Below are 22,544 nucleotides of genomic sequence, written 5' to 3' on the forward strand. Positions count from 1 at the left end.
AGTACTTAAGGTTTTGGAATAATATTTATCGCAATTGTTTTAGTCTCAGAACCTTTATTTGAGTCGGCCATATTATAGTATTTAGTGAGTAAATTGTTAAGATCATGTTCGAAGCTTACAAATTGATCAGTAGTTAAGGTTAAATCATGTAAAGAAAAAGTAGCTAAGTCGCTTTCACTTTCTTTTTCTTCAAGTGAGGATAAATAATGTTGATATTTAGACAGTAATGTTAATTGATAATAGGACATATACGTTAATTTTTGCTTCTTCGTTAGTTTTCGCCAATCCTCCTCGCTAAATTTTGCCGCATGTTCATTTAAGGCATAAAATTTTTCTGTAACTGAACGGATTTTTCGCTCTCTAACAATTTTGATGATGTTTTCGTCCATAAGGATTTGAATGTGGCGATATAAAGTAGCTTGTGGCACATCCTTAATGATTGTAATCATCTCTAAAGTACTTAAGCCTTCCTTTTTCATATGCAACAGAGCTTGTAAAATCTTCATTCTCACAGGATGTATTAAGACATCTGCTTTGCTGTGCATCAATTCTCCTCCTTCTAAAAATGAGATGGCTTTAAGGAAAGAAAGTAATATTATCAAAATGAGAACGTTATCAAATATAATATATTTTTTTTAAGATGTACAGTCATATGGCAAGTGAATTTTCCTCTTTTATAGAAGGAACAGGAAATAATTCATTGTATCACTCTCTACTAAGATGGTAGATTAAAAACATAGCAACTATCGCAACAAGCCCAATGACCACAGATATTAAATTTCGTCTTGTCAGCTCAAATGGGCTCACATTACAAATGGCAGCGGCTGGAATTAATGCCCAAGGAATCAATGTTCCGCCACCGATATAAAACATATTAGGACATTCTAATTGAAACCGCGTCATTATTATTACTCTGAGCTGTTTCCAATTTAGACATATTAAGTAGGTCAAGTCCATGAAAGTTTTTTAAATTATTAAGGTATAATGTTTAAAATAAGGATATAATTAACAAATTAGTGTTATGGAGAGTAGGAAAATAAAGTATCTGAGAATTATCTCTTTTTGCTCTTTATAATCAAGACTTTAATAATAAAAAGAATGGAGTGATATTGTAATGTCATGGTTAGCAATTGTCGGATTTTTTTTACTCTTTATAATATTTATAACTTGCAGTATATACTTATTACTTAAAAATAAAAAGGAAAAAAATGTGCATAATAATATATTAGCTTTTATTTTTTTATTAGTAGGGATATGTCTATTAATATTAAATTTATTATTTTTGCTCGATTAATAATTAGAATAACATTCCCTAAAACTATATATATAACCAATTATATAGTAATATGGAAATATAGGGGAAATTAATAAAGGATAGGAGAGTGAGGGAGATGTGAGGAATTTAACTATTCCCTAAATAACTTGAATGGAGAATAAAAAATGAAAAAAATTATTAAAAGTTTAATTTTTGTGATTACTGCTGTTCTTATATTTTCAAATTTCGCTCCAATTCTAGCAAACGCTAACGAAATGGAAAAGAATAACTTCCTATCTTCGTCAAAAAAATTAATTGATAATTCGGACTTTAATTCAGAATTAGGTATGGTTGATAAGGAAGCAATTGAATACCTTGATAGTCTTCAAATAAATGTAATTGAAGATAATGAGAATTTTAGAATAGTAGAGTCAATTGAAAATGGCAAACCAATGGTCGCAATATTTGATAAAAATTCGAATGTTTTAACAACTCAAATTAAGGGTGATGATTCATCCAAATTAGTAATAGATTTGAATGAACTTGCAGCTTTAGAAGAGTCATTGAAAGAATCGATATCTGGAGATATTAGCGCTTTCGCATCTTCGATGAAACAAGATACTTTCACAAACTATGAATATACTATTGAATTTACTTCACCTGAATCATGGCAATTACGCAGACCAAATCCTGATAATCCAATAAACTGGTTGTATAAAGATGTAAAGAAAACAACTGGTAACGCAACTAACCTAGAAAAGTTTAAAAATGCTGTTAACGATTTAAATGATTATGAATGGAAGTATATTGGTGCAGCATCTGGAGCTGGCATATTAGCTATAGCTGCGCTAATAGTTGGTGCTATAAATGGAGGTGCAGGGATTGCAGTCGGATTAGCTGCAGCTGGAGTAACTGGTGCTGCTTACAATTATGCAATATCAATGAATAGAGCAGCAAAAGACGCTCATTATTATTACTTCCAAGTTTAAGATTATACGTATCACTAAAGGCCATCTGTCTGGAATTTTTTAGATAGATGGCTAATTTGTATGTTAATAAAATTACTTTGAAACGAGCAATCTATAGAGCTCGTTTTTTCTGTGTACACTTGCCATGTTTGAATTTTTAATAGTACATGCAATAAATTGACTCGAGGAAAAAGGACTACCGATATAGTCCTGTACCCCAAAAGTTAGATTTTTGACTCTAACTTTTGGGGACATCAAGGAGCCTTATTTAAATCAAAAACACCGCAACTATCGTCGTCGCAACAAGCCCAATGACCACAGGGATTAAGTTTCGTCTTGCTAGCTCAAATGGGCTCACATTACAAATGGCAGCGGCTGGAATTAATGCCCAAGGAATCAATGTTCCGCCACCAACCCAAATAGCTGTGATTTGTCCTAAAGCAGTTAATGTTGCGGTTCCTTCACCAATAGCATTGCCGAACAGACTTCCGACAGAGCCAGCTAGGGAAATTCCGGAAAAGCCTGAGCCATCTAACCCTGTAATAGCGCCAACCACTGCTAAAGTGACCACGGCAATTTCCTTTGTTAAAGGTACTACCGCAGCAAGACCAACACCAAGATCATTGACAATTCCATGTGAGGTAGCGGGTAAATGGTCACCGAGAATTTGTGTAAAGCCAGCATCTCCAAGATAGAAAAAGGCGGCAATAGGGATGACAGGTCCGAACACTTTAAAGCCGAATTGGAATCCTTGAATCAAATAGCTTGTCGTCTTTTCGAGCCCCTCAGCTTTGTGAGTAACAACACTAAGCAAAAGTAAGATGAAAACAGAAGTTCCTCCGATTAAAGCTGTTGCATCGCCGCCTTGCAATTTAAAGACAGCCATTGCAATGACATCTAAGACGAAAGCAATGGGAATGAGTACAGCAAAAAATCGTCTTTGCCCGACAGACAGTAAATTTTCCACAATTTCATGTCTATCTTCACCAGCTTCACCGACAGTATTCAAAAGTAAGGTTCCTCGTTTCATATCTCGTCGTAAGAAAAAATAAGCAACAATTGTCGTTACAATCCCCATTGTAATGACGAGCGGAATACTAGCTGAAACGACATCACCAACAGGAATTCCAGCAGCATCAGCTGTTAGTTTTGGAGCCCCTTGTATGACAAAATCACTTGATAACGCAATACCATGCCCAAATAAGTTCATCGCCATGGCAACGCCAAGTGCTGGGAGGCCAGCCCGAATCGCAACAGGTAATAGCACCGCCCCTAACAGTGCCACTGCAGGAGATGGCCAGAAAAACCATGAGATAAACATCATTAATAGACCAATCGTCCAATAGGCGAGTGCTGGTGTTTTAATGATCTTCGTGAAAGGTGCAACCATAACCTCATTAATACCAGAAGTCATCATCACTCGACTCATGGCAACAATAATCGAAATAATAAGAATCGTTGATAGCAGCTCTGTAATGGCATAAATAAAGCTGTTAAACACACCACTTATGGACGAAGTGAAATCGCCAGTCGCAACAATCGCTAGCATAAAGATGCCTACTACACAAATGAGGGTGGTATCGCGACGTTTAACCATAAATCCGATGATGAGTACAATAAAAACAACATAAATCCAATGGAGAGCTGTGAATTCAATCCCCATATGTTTCCCCCTCAATATTCTGATTCTATAGAATATGAAGAGAAAAAAAGATGGTGATGATTTTGAAAAATTTTGACCTAGGTGAAATGCTGTGTGAATTGATAATAGAAATAATTAACTAATAATGATGGGAAATTAAGTTATTAATGAAGTGCTCAAATTGTAAGGAGAACTTTAAGCAATCTTAACCATAGGATTTTCTAGTGTGGTTATCTACATCTTTGCAAACTATCTCAAACGCCTCTTATTATAAACAAGTAATCAACTGAACAACCACTTTCTTAGCAAATTAAAGGGTCTCTTAAAAGATACTTGATGTTATACAATAGTGGCGGAAAACTACACCTCAAACAAGATAATTGAAAGAAATGAATTTTTATATTAAAATACTTTTATAGATTATCGATAATCTATAATCCATAATATATAACACCTATAGCGAATCACCCTATACACTAAACTATGTTAAAATAAAGGATATAAATTTAATGGAGTGGTTTGATGGGGTTTGATGAAAGTTCAATTTCAAAAAAAACAATTTCTGAACAAATAGCTGAACGATTATTATTTCGCATATTTTCTGGTTATTATGAACAAGGTCAGCGCTTAATCGAAGCGGAAATTGCAAAAGAGTTACAAGTAAGTCATGCACCTGTCCGTGAGGCTCTTTATCTTTTACAAAAAGATGGTGTAGTCGAAAAAGTACAACATAAAGGTGTAAGAGTTAAGACTATATCGGATCAGGAATTGAAGGATTATTTGGAAGCGCTTTATTACCTATTGGATTCTGCACTTACAAAGTGTGAACCTAAATGGAATGCCGATTTGCAAAATGAACTATTACTTCGTTTTGAAGCGATGAAACAAAGAAAGTCTGCTGAAAATATTTATGAATATGTTGTTTCGTTTGCGCACTTGTTACAATTGTTTTTTGATGTTACAGGAAATATTGCGATGCTACGATTCTTTAAAGAAACCATATTTGTTACAAATGTAGCTGCACAAACAAAATGGAAAATGGATCTAGTTGAATCCTACCATCTGTCCATCAACACGTTTATCAGGTGTATAGAAGTGTCGGATTTTAATCATGCACGAGTGGCTATTAAAGATGTTATTTTATGGTACCAATTTAAATAATTTTATGGGGGTAACATAAATGAAAGCTGCAGTTTGGCATAATGTGAAAGATATTAGAGTCGAAGAGGTTGAATTACGAGCTTTAAGAGAAGAAGAAGTGAAAGTAAAAGTAGCATGGGCTGGTATTTGTGGAAGTGATTTGCATGAATACGAAGAAGGTCCAGTTTTTGTACCAGTTGATGTAAAAGCTGAATTAACAGGTGAAGTTGCCCCGCTTACAATGGGTCATGAATTTGCTGGGATTATCGAAGAAGTTGGCTCTAAGGTTACGGACTTAAAGGCAGGAGACCGAGTTGTCATCAATCCTACATTAACTTATAGAAACAAACATGAAGATGTCGATCGATATGATGGATTTAACTTCATCGGACTACATGGAAACGGTGGATTTGCGGAATATGTCAATGTCCCTGTAACAAATGTACACCGTTTAGCAGATAACTTAACATTAAAAGATGGTGCACTAGTAGAACCAATGGCTGTTGCTGTACAAGCTGTCAAAGATGCTGGGGTTACATTAGGAGATTCTGTAGCCGTATTTGGGGCTGGACCAATTGGATTGTTAACAGTAATCGCTGCAAAAGCATCTGGTGCAAGTAAAGTTATCGTATTAGATTTATCCGATGATCGATTAGAAAAGGCAAAAGAATTAGGTGCAACCCATGCCATTAACTCTGGTAAAGAAAATCCTGTACAAGCCGTTCGATCGATTGTAGCAGGTGGGGTTGATGTATCCTTTGAAGTTGCGGGAGTAGCTCCTACCTTTAAACAAGCAATTGATGTTACAAAACCACGCGGTAACATGATGATCGTTTCGATTTTTGCAAGACCAATCGAATGGAATCCAATGCAGCTTACAAACACAGGTGTTAATGTACTGTCATCAATTGTTTATACACCGTCAATTTTCCAAAGAACAATTGATGCAATGAGCTCTGGTCAATTAAATCCACAGGGTATCATCACAAGTCAAATTGAATTAGATGACATTGTTGACAAAGGATTCAAAACGTTAACAAACGACAAATCACAATCTAAAATTTTAGTCGCGATAAGTGGAGAAAATTAATAACATGGATAGATTAAAATAAATCTATCCTAACAAAGGGAGTATGGCTTATTATAGTCATGCTCTTTTCTTATAGCCTGTTTGATGATTCAAAACTGTTTTTCAAAGGATTTGCTGAACTTCATTGAGGGGAAGAGGGGCGTTGCAGCTTAAGAAAGCGTTTATACTCGATATTTTTGAAATATAATAAGAGAAGAAAAATGACAAAAAGAATCGAGAATGAATTTCACGATTCTTTTTGTCATATAGTTTAATTTCTTTCTCTTGCCCTCTGTGTGTCTCTAATATTTTTTTGAACTGTTATGGAGGCAAATAAACTAAGGACAAATGACATACCATAGAATCCTTTTTCGCTTAAAACAATACTTCCAGCATTATATAAACCAATACCCATTAATAAAATAGATACAATAAGTGCAATCCAACTAATACCATAATAAATAGTAGTAACTGGTATTCCCTCATCTTTATCTCTTACTGATTTTTGTAAAGATACTGCTGAATAGAGCCCGAATACTAAAACAGCTAAGTAATATCCTTTTTCGTTTAGTTGCATCGTTGCGTTAAATAGGCCTATAAGATAAGCAGTAACACCTACGAACAGTGCTGCCCAGGAAGCACCCTTGAAAGCAGCAGTCGGTTCTCCCTCTTTCCTTTCTACTTTTATTTTCGGATCAGGCTGTTTTCCCTTATCTAATGATGTCTCATTTTGATTAGACAATATCTTTCTCCTCCTTCTATCTCTGTATCAAAACATTCTTATTCTACAGGGATGTGATGAGAACAGAAATTTCTCTAAAACTGGCTTTTCAGTAATAAAGCAACCCCCTTTGAAGGAAGCGGCTTTATACTTGACCGTTATTTTGCTGCACTATAGATAGTCAATGTGGCTTCATCAAATTTAAAGGGACGATTATTGTTTCTTGGTAAATTTGCGCTTTACCCCGAGACAATTTTTTCTGTCCTTTGTTGCAATTCCTTTTTAGGGGCAGGAATCTGTTGTACCGATAAGAACTAGGTGTATAACTTTTTTTCATTTTATTCAAATAGACAGCTGAATATGTTAGGTAGATGTGGCTGCCTATTGTTGCTTTGCCCACTGTTATTGACGAACAATGAACGAAATAATTTAAATGGTTGATAATAGCTAAGGCATAAATAAAGCTGTGTAAAACCTGACTTATGGTTGAAATTAAATTGGTCAGTTGCAACAATTGTATTTAAATGCTAATAAAAGGCTTTTAAAGAAAATTTAAAAGCCTAGGCCCATTTGAAAGTGAGTAGCTGGTTTCAAAAAAGTACCCCTCACGTAGAAAGAGATTGCGCCACTGCAACCAACCTTTTTACTCCTTCCCTTAGCTGTTTTTCATTTGCATAAGAATAGCTTAAACGTATCCAGGATGATAGTTGTTTTAATGGATCACAAATTTGACCCGGTACAAAGGATATAGATTGTTCAATACTTTTAGATAGTAATAATTCAGTTGGAACATTATCTGGGAGCTGCACCCATAAATTCAGACCACCTTTTGGGCTAGTCCATCGCCAACCTGTTACAGCTAGCTCTTCTTCCATGATTTCCTTTCGAATCTGTAGGGCGATCCTAATTTTCTCCAAATGCTGTTGCAATCTTAGGGATGAAAAGTAATGGAGAAAAATTTTTTGATTGAGAAGTGGTGAGCCATTATCAGCCAATGATTTTTCTATTAGGAGTGAGTTCATTAATGATGATTGACAAATCACAGTCGCAATTCTCAAGCCAGGAGAGATATATTTGCAAAAGCTTCGGATATAAATGACTGTTCCAGCACTATCGTACGTGTAAATGGGTGGTGGTGGGGCTTGATCAAAATAGATGTCGTGATAGGCATCGTCTTCAATTAATAGAAATCGATATTGTTCAGCTAGTTCTACTAATTTTTTGCGCTGCTCGACAGAAACAGTATAACCAGTCGGGTTATGGAATGTGGGGTTGAGATAAAATAGGCGCGGCTTGTATTGTTTAATATAGTATTCAACCTGTTCTAAATCGTAGCCCTCTGGATGGATATCAACCGTTACAATCTGTGCTCCTTGTGCTCTAAAAATATCAATCGCAGCACTGTAGCTTGGACGTTCAAATAAAACGACGTCTCTTGGTTTAATAAAAGCTTGAGCGATTAAGTGAATCGCTTGCTGTGAGCCAGAAGTGATTAACAGATTATCTGCACTCAAATGAGTTTTATACTGGTTGATAAAATAGTGAGTGAGTGTTTCACGCAGCTCTAGATCACCTTGTACAGTTGAGTAGGTGGCAAGTACTTTAGGATAAAGATCAAACACTTCCTTCACATAATCTGAAAAATAATGATTAGGCAAAAGATTTGGATCAATCAACGCCTGAGAAAAATGATAGGAAACAGAGGGTTGATGGATTTCGGATAAATGATTTTTTTTTACGTATGCAGAAACAATGGGATTGTCCTGATCTAGATATTCAAGATTTTTCGTTACAGTTGATTGGACATAATAGCCTGCTTTATCTTTTACATAAACTTTGTCATGCTGTTTTAGTAATTGATAAGCTTTTAATACCGTTAATCGATGAACATTCATTTCAGATGCTAATTGTCGGACGGAGGGAATCTTGTCATGTTCTTTCCATTCTTTACGTTCTATACGGTGCAGTACATAATCGTAAACTTTGTTAAAAAGATAATCTTCATTTTGATTTGCTTTGCCCATATTGATTCCTCCTTTTCAAAACGATTGTACCACGAACCTATCTAATCTGTTCTATCCCTTTTAATCTGTTCTATTGTCTTTCTTTTATGATAGAAAAAGAGGAGGAGGTTTATATGGTACTTATTAATTATTTTTTCATGTGTTTGATTTTTGGAACGACCTTTTTAGCGATTAAAATTGGTGTTGATGCAGGAATGCCTCCGTTTTTATCAGCTGGCCTCCGTTTTTTTATTGCCGGTTTATTGCTATTTAGTTTTATGGTTTGGAGAGAAAGAACGACAATACGGGTGTTATTTCGTAAAGAGATGTTTTTTACAGGAGTGGGCTTAACCTTTGGGACGTTTGCCACATTATATTGGGCAGAACAGTATGTGACATCAGGGATTGCAGCTGTCTTATCTGCTACAGGTCCAATGATGATCATTATTATACAGACATTCCTATTGAAGCAAAAAGGAAATCGAAAATCATTTATTGGTTGTGTTGTCGGAGTCATTGGTGTTACGTTCTTGATCTTACCTAGCTTTTCAATTGAGATTAGTCCCTTCTGGATGGTTGGTTGTTTTGCCATAATATTAGGGGAAGTTTTTTATGCATCTGGAACCATTTATACGAAGCATGTCATCCGAAAATTTGAAACGACATCTCCAATTGCTTTAAATGCAGCGCAAATGATGCATGGTGGGATTTTATTAATCGTTTTGTCACTTTTTACTGAGAACATTCAGCTTCATTATCTTTTAAGCCCAGCTTCAATTGGCTCTCTTCTTTATTTAATTATTTTTGGTTCAATGATCGGCCATAGCATTTATTATTGGCTTGTTTCCCGAACGAATCCTGTTTTTCCTTCTACATGGCTGTATATCTCACCAGTCATTGCCGTTACATTAGGTGTGACCCTCTATCATGAATATATTTCTTGGCTAACAGGCATAGGTACTCTGACGATTATTGCTGGAACGGTTCTAGTCAATTTTGAAACATTGAGGGAGTTACTTTGGCGCAATAGGACTATGCTTCAGGATGTGAAAAATTAATATAGCTTGAATAAGAGAGGTAAGAAATTCTATTATTCTAAATTGATTAAATCTAATTTAAAAGGAGAATGAAGCTATGAAAATTTCTAAGGGAGTAGAGATTCTGGATCTTGAATTTAATGGGAACATCATTCATCCAACACTTTTATGGGATCAGGAAATGGCTGTTTTAATAGACACTGGATTCCCAGGTCAAATGGAAGATTTGCGCGTAGCAATGGATAAGGTAGGCGTGTCGTTCGATAACCTAAAGGTTGTGATTTTGACACATCAGGATATAGATCATATAGGCAGCCTCCCGGAAATAGTGCGAAATTGTGGAAGTAATATAAAAGTCTATGCGCACGAACTAGATAAGCCTTATATCCAGGGGGATTTACCACTTTTGAAAGACGCGCACATAGCGAATCCACCCAAGGGGAAAGTGGATGTGGCCTTGAAAGACGGTCAAGAACTACCGTATTGTGGCGGAATTCGAGTGATCCATACTCCAGGGCACACGCCTGGCCATATCAGCTTATATTTAAAGCAAAATAAAACACTTGTTGCTGGAGATTCGATGTATAGTGTAAACGGTACACTGGGAGGAATTCATGTTCCAACTACTTTGGATATAAAGGTCGCTCGTCAATCTTTGAAGAAATATTTAGACTTAGACATTGAATCTGTAGTTTGTTACCATGGAGGATTATGTAACGTAAATATTAAAGAGCAGATTCAAAAATTTTACAAATAATGATCTCTTTTTTTTGAGGAACTATTGCTAAGTGTAAATGGAAGTCTGTTTTATTGTTAGCCAGCTCATGTTATAATGAAGAGCTTAAGATGATTAAGACCTTTTTATAACGGATGCCAAGAAAAGCCTCCGCAAAATGAAAAATATGGAGGTGTAAGAGAATGAATAAGCGTTGGACGATTAGTGAAATTCAAAAGTTTGTTGAGAATAATTCGGAAAGTAAGTTGCTAACGACTGAATATCATGGTTTTTCTCAAAAGTTATTATTTAAATGTGCATGTGGAAGTAACTTTGAAAAAACATTTACGAAATTTAAAAATAAACATCAACGAAAATGTGATGTATGCCAACCGCCAAAAGAGTCACGCTAAATGTATTGCCAATTTTTACTAAAGAGAAATAGACTTTTTCTATGTGACTGATAGAAGAAAATGTTGATTAAAATCACTTTACTCTTATAGGTAAGGTGATTTTTTTGCCTAGGATTACTACTGAAAAAGATGGTAAAGTAACATACTTAAGCAAATACAGAATAAAACATCACCAATTTAACCTTCTGTATTAATGAAATATCATGGATAGAAGCCAAACCCTTGATACATCTGGGTTTGGCTTTTTTAATATTTCCAAAATTTTTCTTTTTTCACTGAAAAACTCGGTTTGTAAACCATTATTGCCGAAAAAAAGATTGTAAAATAACAATCAGTGATTTATATTGGAGATTATGATTTTTTTTCAAAATCTCAAAATCATAATCGAAATTTAATTTATATACAAGTTTTAAGAGGGAAGTGAATTAGCAAAATGTATCTTTATCCCCTATTAGTCATTATTGCAGCTAGTAGTTTTGGAATCGTTTCAACTATCATAAAACTGGCAATGCGTAGTGGCTTTTCGGTATCAGAGGCAGTGACAAGTCAATTTTTTGTTGGCTTCTGTATAGCAGTATGTATCTGCTTAGTTACAAACAGGTCAAAATTTAGCTTTAAAGGTGTTAAAATCCTTTTATTTGCAGGTATCTTAACTGGGTTAACAAATATTTTATATGGTCATTCTTTGAACTTTTTGCCAGCTTCCTTGGCAGTAGTACTACTGTTTCAATTTACATGGATCGGTATGTTGATCTCTTGTATTACAAAACGGCAATTTCCAAGCAGAATTGAATTAATCTCTTTAATTATATTGGTAGCTGGAACCATACCAGCTGCTGGAATAATTGATGTTGATTTATCCCAAATACCTTTGCAGGGATGGTTATGGGGATTAGCAGCTGCTCTTTGTTACTCTTTATTTTTATATGTGAACGGTAAGGCAACTGCAAGTATGACAACCTCTAACCGTTTAGTATTGGTTTCTTTCTTTGCTTTTATGATTACGGCGGCTTTTCAGTCTCCAGAAATTATTTGGAATGGTACTTTGTTTAATGAGGGACTTTGGATTTATGGATTGGCATTAGGGTTATTTGGCATGATTATCCCCGTTTTCTTATTCACTATTGCAGTTCCTAAAGTTGGATTAGGTATGTCCTCTATATTGAGTGCTGTTGAATTGCCAATCGCCGTGATGGTATCTGTTATCCTATTAAGCGAAACGGTTACCATTTTGCAAATAGCAGGTATCGTCACGATCGTTGTCGGTATAAGCTTACCAACATTGCTAGATAAAGATGGATTGTTAAGTAGCGTCAAAACTAAGTACAAAAAATCCAGCAAAGAAGTAGCGAAAGGGTCTTCGATTTGAAGATCCTTTTTTCATGACAATCAAGCAATGTGATAACAATTCGGTTTTCTGATACGAATTTAACGTCCTCCTTAGTAGATTCAATTACACCTTTTATGCAACGCTGTAAATTTTTTTGTTCATACTCCGTTCATATTGTTGTCATAAGCAGTACACCTTCGTTGTATAAGCTATCCTTAACGGTTTATGAAAGTAGCCGGAATCCACATAGAGATAACGAAAGGGAGGTGTGGCACGAGAGCAATGGAGAAAACGGTGATCGCTTACCGTTCTATACTATCGTGCAAACATAATGAAAAAAATGATCATCATTTTAAGTAAATTAATAGCTGTTTTTGCTGTAGCCATCATACTTTTTTTAGCGATTGTTTTCCTAGTGAATATTGTCTGCTCTAAAATAGAGCAAGGAAAAATAGAAACTTATGGGCAGTCTGTAGCAGTGGACGGGAAAACGATGAATGTCTTCATTCAAGGAGAAGGCGAAGAAACCGTTGTGCTTTTACCTGGTTATGGAACAGCGGCACCAGCACTTGATTTTAAATTTCTAGTAGATGAATTATCTCCATTTTACAAAGTGGTTGTCATCGAGCCTTTTGGTTATGGGTTAAGTGATCTAATTGAAAAAGAACGTAGCACAGAGAATATTGTTAGTGAAATACATGAAGCTTTACAGCGTCTTCATATTGAACGTTATATTCTGATGGGACACTCCATTTCAGGCCTTTACGGATTGGATTATGTGAACAAATATCCAGAAGAGGTGAGTGCATTTGTCGGGCTTGATAGCAGTGTTCCAACGATAAGCGAGAAAAAGATTGATTCTTCTATAATAAGAACTATAAAACTACTTAAAAAATCGGGTTTAGCGAGATTGCAAGTAAAGCTAGGGGATGACCCATACGCCGTACTACCATATGATGATAAAACAAAAGAACAATTGAGAATTCTTAAACACAAAAACATGTATAACCCAAGCCAGTTAAATGAAGCTGAAATGATGTATGAAAATTTTAAAGCAGCTGAAAATAGATCCTTCCCAAAAAATCTCCCTGTGATTTTCTTTATACAAGAAAATCATCCAGTAACTGACAGATGGATACCAGAGCATAAAAAACAAATAGAAGATTCTATAAATGGGAAAGTGATGACATTTGAAGGGGATCATTATTTATATCGTACCAAAGCAAAAGAAATCGTTGAAGGCTTCAGAGAATTTATGAAGGAAGTACAGTGAAGGTACTGAGAAAGATCCTTTATTTTATCTTATATTAATGGTCAGTAAGCGCCTATCTCGATTGGGGAAATTAGGGTGAGCCAACTAAGTGCCTCCGATCAAGTGTAATATATTTGTTGTAGTTAATTATTTTGTGCGTATGAACAGCCAGTATCTATTTTGAAGCCAATTAAATAAAGTTCTTGAAATGAATAACCAGGCGCTCATATGAGTACCTGGCCTTTTTTATGCAGTATTAGAAGTGTTCAAAAAGGTTCTGAAAGGCGTAACGATAACGCTGAAACCATCATCAGGCGGCTCATGGCAAAAATCATGGGGAACAGCTCTGTAATGACATAAATAGCGCTAACCAACTACTTACTTAATAGAGTATGGGTTTACTTTTATACTGTATCTAGTACAACTTGATTATGTTTAGATCTCTGAACGGAAGTTGTTACCTAGCTTGCTTCCCAGACCAAAATAATGCCGAAAATTATAAATAAGTGGGCTCCATTTATTTGGATCAATATGATTTTCTTCAATAATAATTTCCTCATGAGCATGTACATGTATCGTTTGTGTCTCAACAATTGCAAAAGTAGGAGAATAATCTGGGATACGAATATGTTTTACCTTTGCCTCGATTTGAATGGGACACTCCATAATCCGAGTAGGAATGACCGTTGTAGAATTAATAGGTGTGAATCCACAAATATCAAATTTCTCTTTTCTATATGTAAAACCAATTTGTTTCTTAAAATCTGGAACTGTTTTTTTTCCTGTGTAAGGAGCTAACTGCTCCACATTTTCCCATAGAGAGGGGTCAGGAATATTAATGACACATTCAGGATGTCGTTCTAAATTTTCTATTGCTTTTCCACCAAGGCCAATACCTAAGACAATACAGTCTCCTAATGCCCAAGAAGATGACAAAGGGCTAATATTCACTGTTCCATCCTCATTTAATGTACTCAGTAAAATTACAGGAAATCCATAATATAAAATTTTAGGATTTATCATTTTTGTATTTGGTATTTGCTTTATTATTGTCATTTTAAGTTCCTCCTACTAAATATTTTCGCTGTCATAACTCATTGTAAAATATAAAGATTTCGATAAGCATCGAAGTGTTGATTACAAAATAATTACTTCAACAAAAGAATATGGAGGAAAGGTAAAGTTTAAAGTTCTTCATTTCGTCTCCTTGATATTTCTAAATTTTTTATGCCAATTTCCTTGACTTCATAAGAAAAATATGGAAATATATAAATAAACCGTTGGTCGGTTTATTTATAGGAGGTTTATGATGGCAAGGACAAATAAAAACTATGAACATAAAAAAAACGACATTTTAATTCGAATTTGGGAGGTTCTTCTGCAATATGGTTATGAAAAAATGACACTTCCGATAATCATAAAGGAATTGGGCATATCAAGAGGAGCCTTTTATCATTATTTTCAGTCAAAAGAAGAATGTGTAGATGAAGCTGTTAAATTGTTTGTTGAAAATGCGGTAGTGGAAATAAAGACGATGGATAATAAGACATTATCCGCAGATGTAAGACTTAAAATGGCAGTTCAAAATAGTATTTCTCTTTTTCATCAAAATAAAGAGCAAGATCGAATGATGAATCAACCTGAAAATGCTGTATTCCATCAAAAACTGATGATAGGTCTAACTAAATATCTTGCTCCGTATTTTGCAGAAATCATTGAACAGGGAGTGGAGGAAAAAATTTTTTACACAAATTATCCCTTAGAAATAGCTGAAATGTTATTGACACTATCAAATTTTTATTTAGATAAAGATTTATTTCATTGGGATCCAGAAACCATTCCATATAAAATAACAGCCTATGAAGAATTGATCAATAAAGGTTTAGGAACAACTGATAATATTGGCTTTTTTACTAACTAAAAAGGAGATTGGTAAATGGAAGCTGTTTTAAAATTACAAAATATAAGCAAAAAATTTAATGATTTTGATACAGTTTTACAAGAAATTAACCTTTCATTTTTTGCCCATACGTTTAATGTGATACTCGGACAAAGTGGTTGTGGGAAATCAACACTCATCAATATCATGTCAGGACTAATGAAGCCAACAAGAGGAAATGTTTATTATAAAGATTTAGATATTTCTCATGCGGAACAAAAAGAGATGATTCAATTCAGACGCTATAATTTCAGTAATATTTTCCAAGACTATTTACTATTGTCGGAATTAACGGTACGGGAGAATATTGAATTAGGGAAAACAGGGAATGCTCAAGATTTAGAATTCCGTGAACTTATAGCAAGGCTAGGGATCGAAACATTAGCAGATCGATTTCCCAATGAATTATCTGGTGGTCAGCAACAACGAGTTTCTATCGCACGTGCAATGATTAAAAATCCTGAAATTTTGTTTTGTGATGAAGCAACAGGAGCATTGGATGAGCATAACAGCAAACAAGTTGTGGACTATTTAAAGGAATTAAATAAAACCTATGGTACACTCATTATTTTTTCTACACATAACCTCAAAATTTCCACAGTTGCAGACCGTATTATTGTCATGAAGGACGGTCTTATTGAGGACGATTATTTAAATACTTCTCCACGGAGATTCTATAATGAGTAGTGTGTTTAAACAAATTTTCAAGAGTTTACTATGTGAAAAAGCGACTATGTCTGTGTTATTTTTTCTGAGCTGTTTAGGCTCATTTATGTACTTTTTTGTTCAAGTATCTATAGATGGGAATCTAAAACATTTGGCTTACAATAAAGCAAATGGGATATTAATTAATAGCTCGCAAAAAGAGCTATTGATTGCATTGCATTCTAATCAAATTTTAGCAGCTACTTTTTTAATCATTTTTTCTGTAATTGCAGCCTTTGCATTTTATATGTTTTTTTTAAAATATTACCGTAATCATCTGAAAGAAATTGGTTGCTATAAGGCTTTCGGATGTTCAAATAAACAAATAATCGCAGTTATGTTTTTCATTAATAGTAGTCTTTCTTTTATTGCCTTTATAGTAGGCTTTATATTGGGATGGATTTGCTCAGATGTATTATTACAATTATATCGTTCATCTTTTGATATTGAATCACTTCAAAAGGGAATTTTCCCTTCAAATTTAGCAATAGGTTTCCTATTTATTGTTGTATTATCGGGAATCATGGCAATAGTGCCATACTATAAGTTTTTAAAATTTGATATTTCCTCATTATTATGTAATTTCCCTGAAGAACACCAAAATAAATGGATAGTTTTCATTAGCAATAAACTATCCAATGCAGTTCCAATCAAATATCGGCGCTCATTTCGCATAGCTTTACGTAAGCCATTAGCAGTGTCTTTACTATTCCTGTCAGTAGGCTGTTTTACAGTTTTATGGATTATGAGCATGTCACTTCATTTCAGCAGTCAATATATTTATGAAACCCAGACACTTGGTAGGTCCTATAAATATGATATTCAGTTTGAAAATTATCAGCCGTATCATCCACTAGAAGAAGATAGTACTTTCTATTTAAGAAGTAATGTGAAGATTTCATGGAAAGGAAATGAAATTAATCAACAAGCAATAGGATTTCATAAAAAACCAAATTTGTTTCAATTTTATACATTAGATCACAAGGCGCTTTTCTTACCTAAAGAAAAAGAGGTGTATATAAATGAAGCTTTATCTGAACTCTATGGAATACGACAAAATGATTATATTGAAGTAAATATTAAACATAAAATCTATAAACTAAAAGTTGCTGCTATTGTGGGAAATGCAGAGAATAAGACTATTTATCTTTCAGAACCGCAATTAGCAAGTATGTTATCCATAAAAGAGTCAAGCTATAACGGAATACTTTCAAACACTGTTCCTAAACAGTATGAGAATAAATCAATAATAACAGAAAAGGAACGTTTAGCTTATTTACAAAAAAATAATGTTTCAAATAAAATAAGTGCAGTGATAAATCAACTATTAGGATGTATGATTGGCTGTTTGCTTCTTTATCTTGTCATACTGCTAAATTTTCAAGATTGCACAAGAAATATTCTTATTTTAAATATGTTAGGGTATTCTGCAAAGTCCATTAACAAAATGTTAATCAGTATTTATAAACCTCTTTTAAATGTGGCATTTATCATTATGGTTTCATTAAGTGTTATAGTTTGTCAGTTCATACAAAAAAGCCTCTCGATAAAAACGGGTGATTATATACCGTTTCAAACGAATTTGTTTATAATTGGCGGTATATGGTTGTTGCTAAATCTACTTTATCATCTTATCCACTGTAGATTTAATAATAAAATTGAAAAAATTCAAAATGCAGAACAGACTAAAAAATACATCCTTTAACACCAACATAAGTAAAATGATGTGACTATTAAGGAGATAGCAAACGAAGATGTTTTGAATGTAAAGAAATGCACCTCAAGGAACAGTGCATGGTAGTTGAAGATGCTGTTTGTTTTATCTTTCGTACGAGGGAAACTAAGGAATACAACATTAATTTTATGAACAGGGTAAATCATATTACTATATGAATAACTTCTTCTACTGGTAGAAATCTAAAGAGAATTCAATCACCATTTGATTATGAACGGTGGGGATTATTTAATGCTTATACAGTAAGCGATTTCGAAAGAATGGATGACAGAAATGAGCGAACTAACTGTATCATCTTTGTTTAAATGTGAGCATTCACCATATCCTAAGGGGTGCTTGAAAAGATGTATAAAATAGTGGTTGTAAAGTACAATAAGATGGGATACTCATAAGCTAAATTTCATTACGTGAGTTATCTACTATTTTCTTCATTCAATATAATTCTGTCTCTCTAATTTAGAAGGGTTAAATACGATGTTTAAAAATAAAAGGATTACATTAAAAACGAAAATACTAGGGTTAATTAGTTCCCTTATACTTCTCATTATTACGCTGCTTGCAAGTGTCTTTGCTTATTTACAAGCAGTAGATACTAGAAATCAAGTAGAACAATTAGCATTACAAGCGGCAAAATCGATTTCACTTATGCCTGAATTAAGAGATGCAATTGAACAAGAGGACTTAGAAACTCAATTTCGTCCTATCGCTGAGCAAGTGATAGATCAGGTAAACGCAGCAAATATTATCATTGAAAATCGTGATAAGATCATTTATTCTCATGTAGAAAATGATATTGAGGAAAGTGGTTTAGATGATACCAATGATCTAGCACTGCTATTTGGAGGCTCAAATATTTTTGAAGTTGAGCGAAGCAGTGGCTCCGTTATTATTGGGAAAGTGCCAATAATGGCCGACTATGGTGATTTCCAGCGCATAATTGGAGTCGTTTCGGTAGAGTTTTTGGAAACAGACATTTATCGAAATATTATTAGTAGAATTAAGACCATTGTCATTGCCTCTATTGTGATACTAATGCTCGGTATCATAGGTGGTATTTTTCTAACAAAAAGTATTAGAAAGGATACCTTAGGTTTAGAACCACACGAGATTTCATCGCTATACCTAGAAAGAAGCGCAATTCTTTTGTCTATTAAAGAAGGAATTCTTGCGATTGATCAAAATGGATTGTTAACATTAATCAATCATTCGGCTAAGAAAATGATGAATCTTAATGAAGAAAGATTAATTGGTCAGCATATCAATGACGTTCTAAAGAATTCAAAAATTGAAGAGGTTTTGCAAACAGGAAAAATGATGCACAATGTTGAGATTCTCTTGAATGATATCGTTTTTATCTTTAACGTTATTCCTATTATAAAAAACAATCAAATTATGGGGGCTGTATCTAGTTTCCGTGATAAGACTGAATTAAAGAATTTAATCAATACTATATCAGAGGTTAGGGCTTATTCAGAAGGCTTACGAGCGCAAACCCACGAATACACCAATAAATTATATTTAATATCTGGTTTGCTCCAATTAGAACGATATAAGGATGCTTTTGATTTTATTCAAAAGGAGTCAATCACCTATCAACATAGAAATCAAATATTATTTAATCAAATTCATGATGCTAATGTGCAAGCAATTTTGTTAGGGAAACTAGGGAAAGCTTCTGAAAAGAAAATAACATTAGAAATTGATCCTGATAGTCATGTCGATCCTTTGCCAAGCAATATTGAGGTAACAGATATTATTACAATTATCGGAAATCTCATTGATAATGCCTTTGATGCGGTCGCTAATCAACAAAGTAAGAAGGTATTGTTTTCAATTACTGGCTTTGGTAATGACATCATAATAGAAGTAACAGACAACGGAAAAGGGCTGTCTGAGGAACAAATAGATACCATATTCACTTTGGGCTATTCTTCTAAAGGGGAGAATAGGGGGTATGGCTTATTCAATGTTAAACGAATTGTGGAGTCATTAAGGGGCACAATTGAAGTGCATAATGATAAGAGTGGAGGAGCCATTTTTACAGTATACCTGCCAAAAAGGGCTTTCATATGAGGAGAGAAGTAAAGTGATAAAAGTTGTGATTGCAGAGGATGACTTTCGAATTGCACAAATACAAGAGGGATTTTTGAAGAGAGTATCTGATGTAAGCTTGGTTGGGAAGGCGTTAAATGCTAAAGAAACATTGAACCTGCTTGAGCAAGAAGAAGTTGATTTACTTCTATTAGATATTTATATGCCCGATGAGCTTGGAACTGATTTACTTCAGAAAATAAGGGGAGACTATCCAAATGTAGATATTATTATGGTTACGGCAGCAACTGAAAAAGCTATGCTAGAAAAGGCTATGCGTTTTGGCGTTTTCCACTATCTTTTAAAGCCGGTAACAATGGAAAAGTTTATTGAAATCATCGAGGAATATAAAAGGAAAAAAGAGCTCTTTAATAGTAGGGATGAAATCGATCAGTCAATTATTGATAGTTTCTTTGGCACTTCTGTCCAAACTGTGATGAATCAAAAGGACCTTCCTTCAGGGGTGGATCGTTTAACCTTGCAAAAAGTCAAAGAAATAATGTTTGAGCTTAAAGGTGGCGTTTCAATTGAGGAAATGGGGGAAAAGATGGGGGCATCTAGAACAACGGCAAGAAGATACCTAGAGTATTTGGTTTCAATCAACGTCTGTACAGCTAAACATGATTATGGAATTGTCGGAAGACCTGAAAGGAAGTATTACCTAATATGACAAAACACTGTAAATTTATGATAAAGGTCTAACGAATGAAGAAGAAACAACTCATGTTATTCCTACTGTTCATGATAATTCTCTTTACTTGCTCTACAAATGAATTTAAAATCGAGGAACCAATCACAAAAGAGGTAACGATTATTGCACCTAGCTCAATTGGTGGGGGATGGGATGTAACAGCTAGGGCTATGCAAGATATATTGATAAGTGAAAATTTGATGAATCAGAATATTTCTGTTATTAATAAAGTCGGTGTTGGCGGGGAATTAGGCTGGAAATATACAAAGGATCAAACAGATTCAGTAATAGCCATTAATTCAAGTCTACTTATCACTAATTATTTATTGGGTCAAAGTAAATTAACGTATAAAGACTTTACACCAATTGCCACCTTAGCGACTGAATGGGAAGTTACCATTGTTTCAAAAGGTTCGAAAATATCCAGTGCTAAACAGTTAATGGACGATCTCAAGAAAGATCCGCATGCTTATAAAATCGGTGTTTCCCCAAGGCTTGGAAATGATGATCAACTTTCCTTTGTATTAGCTAGTCAACAGGTTGGGCTGAAAACGGAACAGCTCGACTTTTATGTTTATGAAAATAGTGAACAAGTGGTGGAGGCATTATTAAAAAAACAAATCGATGTTGCCACGATGTCTTTATCAGAGGCGAAAAAATATGCTGAATCAAATCAAATAAAATTACTAGTGATTTCTTCTGAAAAAAGATTAAAGGAGTTACCAGAGGTTCCGACATGGGCTGAGCAAGGAATTGATTTAGTTTTTGAACATTGGCGTGGAGTGATGGGGCCTCCGAACATGTCAAATGCTGAAATTGAATTTTGGGATGCAACAATCGAAAAAATGGTGAAGACTGAGAAATGGAAGAAAACGCTTCAAATGTATATGTGGAATGATTTTTATAAAAATAGAAGAGAAACGATTATTTTTCTAGAAAATCAAAGTAGGATGTATGAACAATTAATGGGTATTCATATGGATTCGTAAATAAAGGGGCCGCTACATCTTAAAAGTAGCGGTCCCTTGTACTTAGTACTAGCTTAATGATAAGCCGATAGGAATACACAGTGGTGTTTGATCAACAGGATTTTCAATAATACAGCAATCAAGTCCAAATGCTTCTCTAATCATGCTTTTGGTAAATACTTTTTCAGGCGGCCCCTCTTGAAAAATTTTTCCTTTAACAATGCTAATAAGGTGGTCAGCATATTGTGCTGCCTGATTTAAATCATGTAAAACCATAACAATTGTTCGACCATGAGTTACGTTTAAATTGCGTAACAATTCTAGTATTTCAATTTGATGAGCCAAATCTAAATAGGTTGTTGGTTCATCTAATAATAAAAGATCTGTGTCTTGTGCTAAAGCCATTGAAATCCAAGCCCTTTGCCTTTGCCCTCCAGATAGCTCATCCAATGTACGATCTACAAAATCGGTCATTTTGGTGGCCATTAACGCACGGTTTACAATCGCATCATCTTCCAGCGTTTGTCTAGACAATAAACCTTTATGTGGATGTCTACCATAATAACAAAGATCTTTAACAGTTATATCTTCCGGAGCTTCTGGACCTTGAGGTAAAATAGCCAATTTCTTTGCAATTTCTTTAGAAGATTGCTGATGAATGGCTTTTCCATCTAAATAGACTATTCCTTCTTGAGGTGTTAATAATCTAGCTAAGGAGCGCAAAATAGTTGATTTGCCGCAACCATTCGACCCAATAATAACACTAATCTTACCTTCAGGAATGACTAAATTTATATCATCAAGGATTTGAGTTGATCCATAGGACAGTGAAAGATGCTCGGCTGATAATGTTGTCATAAATGTTCACCT

At 34.5% G+C, this 22,544-nt stretch carries 21 protein-coding genes; 14 read left to right on the forward strand and 7 right to left on the reverse strand.

Annotation, left to right across the window (positions count from 1 at the left end):
• Positions 1-5: 5 nt before the first annotated feature.
• Positions 6-545, reverse strand: coding sequence for a helix-turn-helix domain-containing protein (locus NV349_RS06475; RefSeq protein ID WP_036127271.1), 540 nt, complete (start codon positions 543-545; stop codon positions 6-8).
• Positions 546-705: 160 nt separating this feature from the next.
• Positions 706-903, reverse strand: a complete 198-nt coding sequence (locus tag NV349_RS06480) for a hypothetical protein (protein ID WP_139149502.1) — start codon at positions 901-903, stop codon at positions 706-708.
• Positions 904-1,440: 537 nt separating this feature from the next.
• Between NV349_RS06480 and NV349_RS06485 the strand changes: the two genes are divergently transcribed.
• On the forward strand, positions 1,441-2,244 hold the full coding sequence (locus NV349_RS06485; protein WP_089932117.1) for a geobacillin-26 family protein: 804 nt from the start codon (positions 1,441-1,443) through the stop codon (positions 2,242-2,244).
• A 247-nt stretch (positions 2,245-2,491) separates the two neighbouring features.
• Here the strand turns inward: NV349_RS06485 and NV349_RS06490 are convergent, their stop codons facing one another.
• Positions 2,492-3,886: a hypothetical protein gene (locus NV349_RS06490; protein ID WP_089932118.1), complete on the reverse strand. Its 1,395-nt coding sequence runs from the start codon at positions 3,884-3,886 to the stop codon at positions 2,492-2,494.
• Between the two features lie 501 nt (positions 3,887-4,387).
• On the opposite strand from NV349_RS06490, the gene NV349_RS06495 reads away from it, so the two are divergent.
• Both NV349_RS06495 and NV349_RS06500 read left to right on the forward strand, forming a co-directional pair.
• A complete protein-coding gene (locus NV349_RS06495) occupies positions 4,388-5,026 on the forward strand; it encodes a GntR family transcriptional regulator (RefSeq protein WP_036127231.1) in 639 nt (212 codons plus the stop codon).
• Positions 5,027-5,045: 19 nt separating this feature from the next.
• A complete protein-coding gene (locus NV349_RS06500; RefSeq protein ID WP_036127229.1) occupies positions 5,046-6,095 on the forward strand; it encodes a 2,3-butanediol dehydrogenase in 1,050 nt (349 codons plus the stop codon).
• 250 nt (positions 6,096-6,345) lie between these two features.
• Here NV349_RS06500 and yiaA read toward each other — a convergent pair whose 3' ends face one another.
• Together yiaA and NV349_RS06510 are read right to left on the reverse strand one after the other, a co-directional pair.
• The gene (yiaA, locus tag NV349_RS06505) at positions 6,346-6,816 is read right to left on the reverse strand and encodes an inner membrane protein YiaA (protein ID WP_036127227.1); all 471 of its coding nucleotides are present in this window, start codon (positions 6,814-6,816) and stop codon (positions 6,346-6,348) included.
• 584 nt (positions 6,817-7,400) lie between these two features.
• The gene (locus tag NV349_RS06510; protein ID WP_271912652.1) at positions 7,401-8,819 is read right to left on the reverse strand and encodes an aminotransferase-like domain-containing protein; all 1,419 of its coding nucleotides are present in this window, start codon (positions 8,817-8,819) and stop codon (positions 7,401-7,403) included.
• Between the two features lie 113 nt (positions 8,820-8,932).
• Here NV349_RS06510 and NV349_RS06515 point away from each other — a divergent pair, with 113 nt between their 5' ends.
• The 5 genes from NV349_RS06515 (at position 8,933) to NV349_RS06535 (ending at position 13,566) form a co-directional block, all read left to right on the forward strand.
• On the forward strand, positions 8,933-9,856 hold the full coding sequence (locus NV349_RS06515; protein ID WP_271912654.1) for a DMT family transporter: 924 nt from the start codon (positions 8,933-8,935) through the stop codon (positions 9,854-9,856).
• A gap of 76 nt (positions 9,857-9,932) precedes the next feature.
• Positions 9,933-10,592, forward strand: coding sequence for an MBL fold metallo-hydrolase (locus NV349_RS06520; RefSeq protein ID WP_271912655.1), 660 nt, complete (start codon positions 9,933-9,935; stop codon positions 10,590-10,592).
• Positions 10,593-10,753: 161 nt separating this feature from the next.
• The gene (locus NV349_RS06525; protein ID WP_058843320.1) at positions 10,754-10,963 is read left to right on the forward strand and encodes a hypothetical protein; all 210 of its coding nucleotides are present in this window, start codon (positions 10,754-10,756) and stop codon (positions 10,961-10,963) included.
• Positions 10,964-11,396: 433 nt separating this feature from the next.
• Positions 11,397-12,332, forward strand: a complete 936-nt coding sequence (locus tag NV349_RS06530) for an EamA family transporter (protein ID WP_271912657.1) — start codon at positions 11,397-11,399, stop codon at positions 12,330-12,332.
• 292 nt (positions 12,333-12,624) lie between these two features.
• Positions 12,625-13,566, forward strand: a complete 942-nt coding sequence (locus NV349_RS06535; protein WP_197412987.1) for an alpha/beta fold hydrolase — start codon at positions 12,625-12,627, stop codon at positions 13,564-13,566.
• 414 nt (positions 13,567-13,980) lie between these two features.
• Here NV349_RS06535 and NV349_RS06540 read toward each other — a convergent pair whose 3' ends face one another.
• Complete coding sequence (locus NV349_RS06540; protein ID WP_089932129.1) at positions 13,981-14,601, reverse strand: flavin reductase family protein; 621 nt, start codon at positions 14,599-14,601, stop codon at positions 13,981-13,983.
• 250 nt (positions 14,602-14,851) lie between these two features.
• On the opposite strand from NV349_RS06540, the gene NV349_RS06545 reads away from it, so the two are divergent.
• The 6 genes from NV349_RS06545 to NV349_RS06570 all read left to right on the forward strand — a co-directional run bounded on the left by NV349_RS06545 (position 14,852) and on the right by NV349_RS06570 (position 21,695).
• Positions 14,852-15,466: a TetR/AcrR family transcriptional regulator gene (locus NV349_RS06545; protein WP_257982862.1), complete on the forward strand. Its 615-nt coding sequence runs from the start codon at positions 14,852-14,854 to the stop codon at positions 15,464-15,466.
• 15 nt (positions 15,467-15,481) lie between these two features.
• Positions 15,482-16,171 carry an ABC transporter ATP-binding protein gene (locus NV349_RS06550; RefSeq protein ID WP_058843325.1) on the forward strand — a complete coding sequence of 230 codons (690 nt, stop codon included), beginning with the start codon at positions 15,482-15,484 and terminating at the stop codon, positions 16,169-16,171.
• Entirely contained in the window at positions 16,164-17,894 is a 1,731-nt protein-coding gene (locus NV349_RS06555; RefSeq protein ID WP_271912660.1) for an FtsX-like permease family protein, read from the forward strand. Before NV349_RS06550 ends, NV349_RS06555 begins: the two co-directional genes overlap by 8 nt.
• A gap of 504 nt (positions 17,895-18,398) precedes the next feature.
• The gene (locus NV349_RS06560) at positions 18,399-19,997 is read left to right on the forward strand and encodes an ATP-binding protein (RefSeq protein ID WP_036124914.1); all 1,599 of its coding nucleotides are present in this window, start codon (positions 18,399-18,401) and stop codon (positions 19,995-19,997) included.
• A 13-nt stretch (positions 19,998-20,010) separates the two neighbouring features.
• Positions 20,011-20,685, forward strand: a complete 675-nt coding sequence (locus NV349_RS06565) for a response regulator (protein ID WP_058843327.1) — start codon at positions 20,011-20,013, stop codon at positions 20,683-20,685.
• Between the two features lie 35 nt (positions 20,686-20,720).
• Complete coding sequence (locus NV349_RS06570) at positions 20,721-21,695, forward strand: tripartite tricarboxylate transporter substrate binding protein (RefSeq protein ID WP_036124911.1); 975 nt, start codon at positions 20,721-20,723, stop codon at positions 21,693-21,695.
• Between the two features lie 48 nt (positions 21,696-21,743).
• Here NV349_RS06570 and NV349_RS06575 read toward each other — a convergent pair whose 3' ends face one another.
• Positions 21,744-22,532, reverse strand: coding sequence for an ABC transporter ATP-binding protein (locus tag NV349_RS06575; RefSeq protein ID WP_036124909.1), 789 nt, complete (start codon positions 22,530-22,532; stop codon positions 21,744-21,746).
• Between the last annotated feature and the right edge of the window lie 12 nt (positions 22,533-22,544).

The organism is Lysinibacillus sp. OF-1, from assembly GCF_028356935.1.
In the GTDB taxonomy this organism is placed as follows: Bacteria; Bacillota; Bacilli; order Bacillales_A; family Planococcaceae; genus Lysinibacillus; species Lysinibacillus fusiformis_D.

Excerpts from the sequence above, each read along its gene's own strand:
- NV349_RS06540 (WP_089932129.1), bottom strand. The coding sequence starts at position 14,601 with ATGACAATAATAAAGCAAATACCAAATACAAAAATGATAAATCCTAAA.
- NV349_RS06475 (WP_036127271.1), bottom strand. The coding sequence starts at position 545 with ATGCACAGCAAAGCAGATGTCTTAATACATCCTGTGAGAATGAAGATT.
- NV349_RS06555 (WP_271912660.1), top strand. The coding sequence starts at position 16,164 with ATGAGTAGTGTGTTTAAACAAATTTTCAAGAGTTTACTATGTGAAAAA.
- NV349_RS06480 (WP_139149502.1), bottom strand. The coding sequence starts at position 903 with ATGACGCGGTTTCAATTAGAATGTCCTAATATGTTTTATATCGGTGGC.
- NV349_RS06575 (WP_036124909.1), bottom strand. The coding sequence starts at position 22,532 with ATGACAACATTATCAGCCGAGCATCTTTCACTGTCCTATGGATCAACT.
- NV349_RS06530 (WP_271912657.1), top strand. The coding sequence starts at position 11,397 with ATGTATCTTTATCCCCTATTAGTCATTATTGCAGCTAGTAGTTTTGGA.
- NV349_RS06560 (WP_036124914.1), top strand. The coding sequence starts at position 18,399 with ATGTTTAAAAATAAAAGGATTACATTAAAAACGAAAATACTAGGGTTA.
- NV349_RS06570 (WP_036124911.1), top strand. The coding sequence starts at position 20,721 with ATGAAGAAGAAACAACTCATGTTATTCCTACTGTTCATGATAATTCTC.
- NV349_RS06515 (WP_271912654.1), top strand. The coding sequence starts at position 8,933 with ATGGTACTTATTAATTATTTTTTCATGTGTTTGATTTTTGGAACGACC.
- NV349_RS06495 (WP_036127231.1), top strand. The coding sequence starts at position 4,388 with ATGGGGTTTGATGAAAGTTCAATTTCAAAAAAAACAATTTCTGAACAA.
- NV349_RS06510 (WP_271912652.1), bottom strand. The coding sequence starts at position 8,819 with ATGGGCAAAGCAAATCAAAATGAAGATTATCTTTTTAACAAAGTTTAC.
- NV349_RS06525 (WP_058843320.1), top strand. The coding sequence starts at position 10,754 with ATGAATAAGCGTTGGACGATTAGTGAAATTCAAAAGTTTGTTGAGAAT.
- NV349_RS06535 (WP_197412987.1), top strand. The coding sequence starts at position 12,625 with ATGAAAAAAATGATCATCATTTTAAGTAAATTAATAGCTGTTTTTGCT.
- NV349_RS06550 (WP_058843325.1), top strand. The coding sequence starts at position 15,482 with ATGGAAGCTGTTTTAAAATTACAAAATATAAGCAAAAAATTTAATGAT.
- NV349_RS06545 (WP_257982862.1), top strand. The coding sequence starts at position 14,852 with ATGATGGCAAGGACAAATAAAAACTATGAACATAAAAAAAACGACATT.
- NV349_RS06485 (WP_089932117.1), top strand. The coding sequence starts at position 1,441 with ATGAAAAAAATTATTAAAAGTTTAATTTTTGTGATTACTGCTGTTCTT.
- NV349_RS06500 (WP_036127229.1), top strand. The coding sequence starts at position 5,046 with ATGAAAGCTGCAGTTTGGCATAATGTGAAAGATATTAGAGTCGAAGAG.
- NV349_RS06490 (WP_089932118.1), bottom strand. The coding sequence starts at position 3,886 with ATGGGGATTGAATTCACAGCTCTCCATTGGATTTATGTTGTTTTTATT.
- NV349_RS06520 (WP_271912655.1), top strand. The coding sequence starts at position 9,933 with ATGAAAATTTCTAAGGGAGTAGAGATTCTGGATCTTGAATTTAATGGG.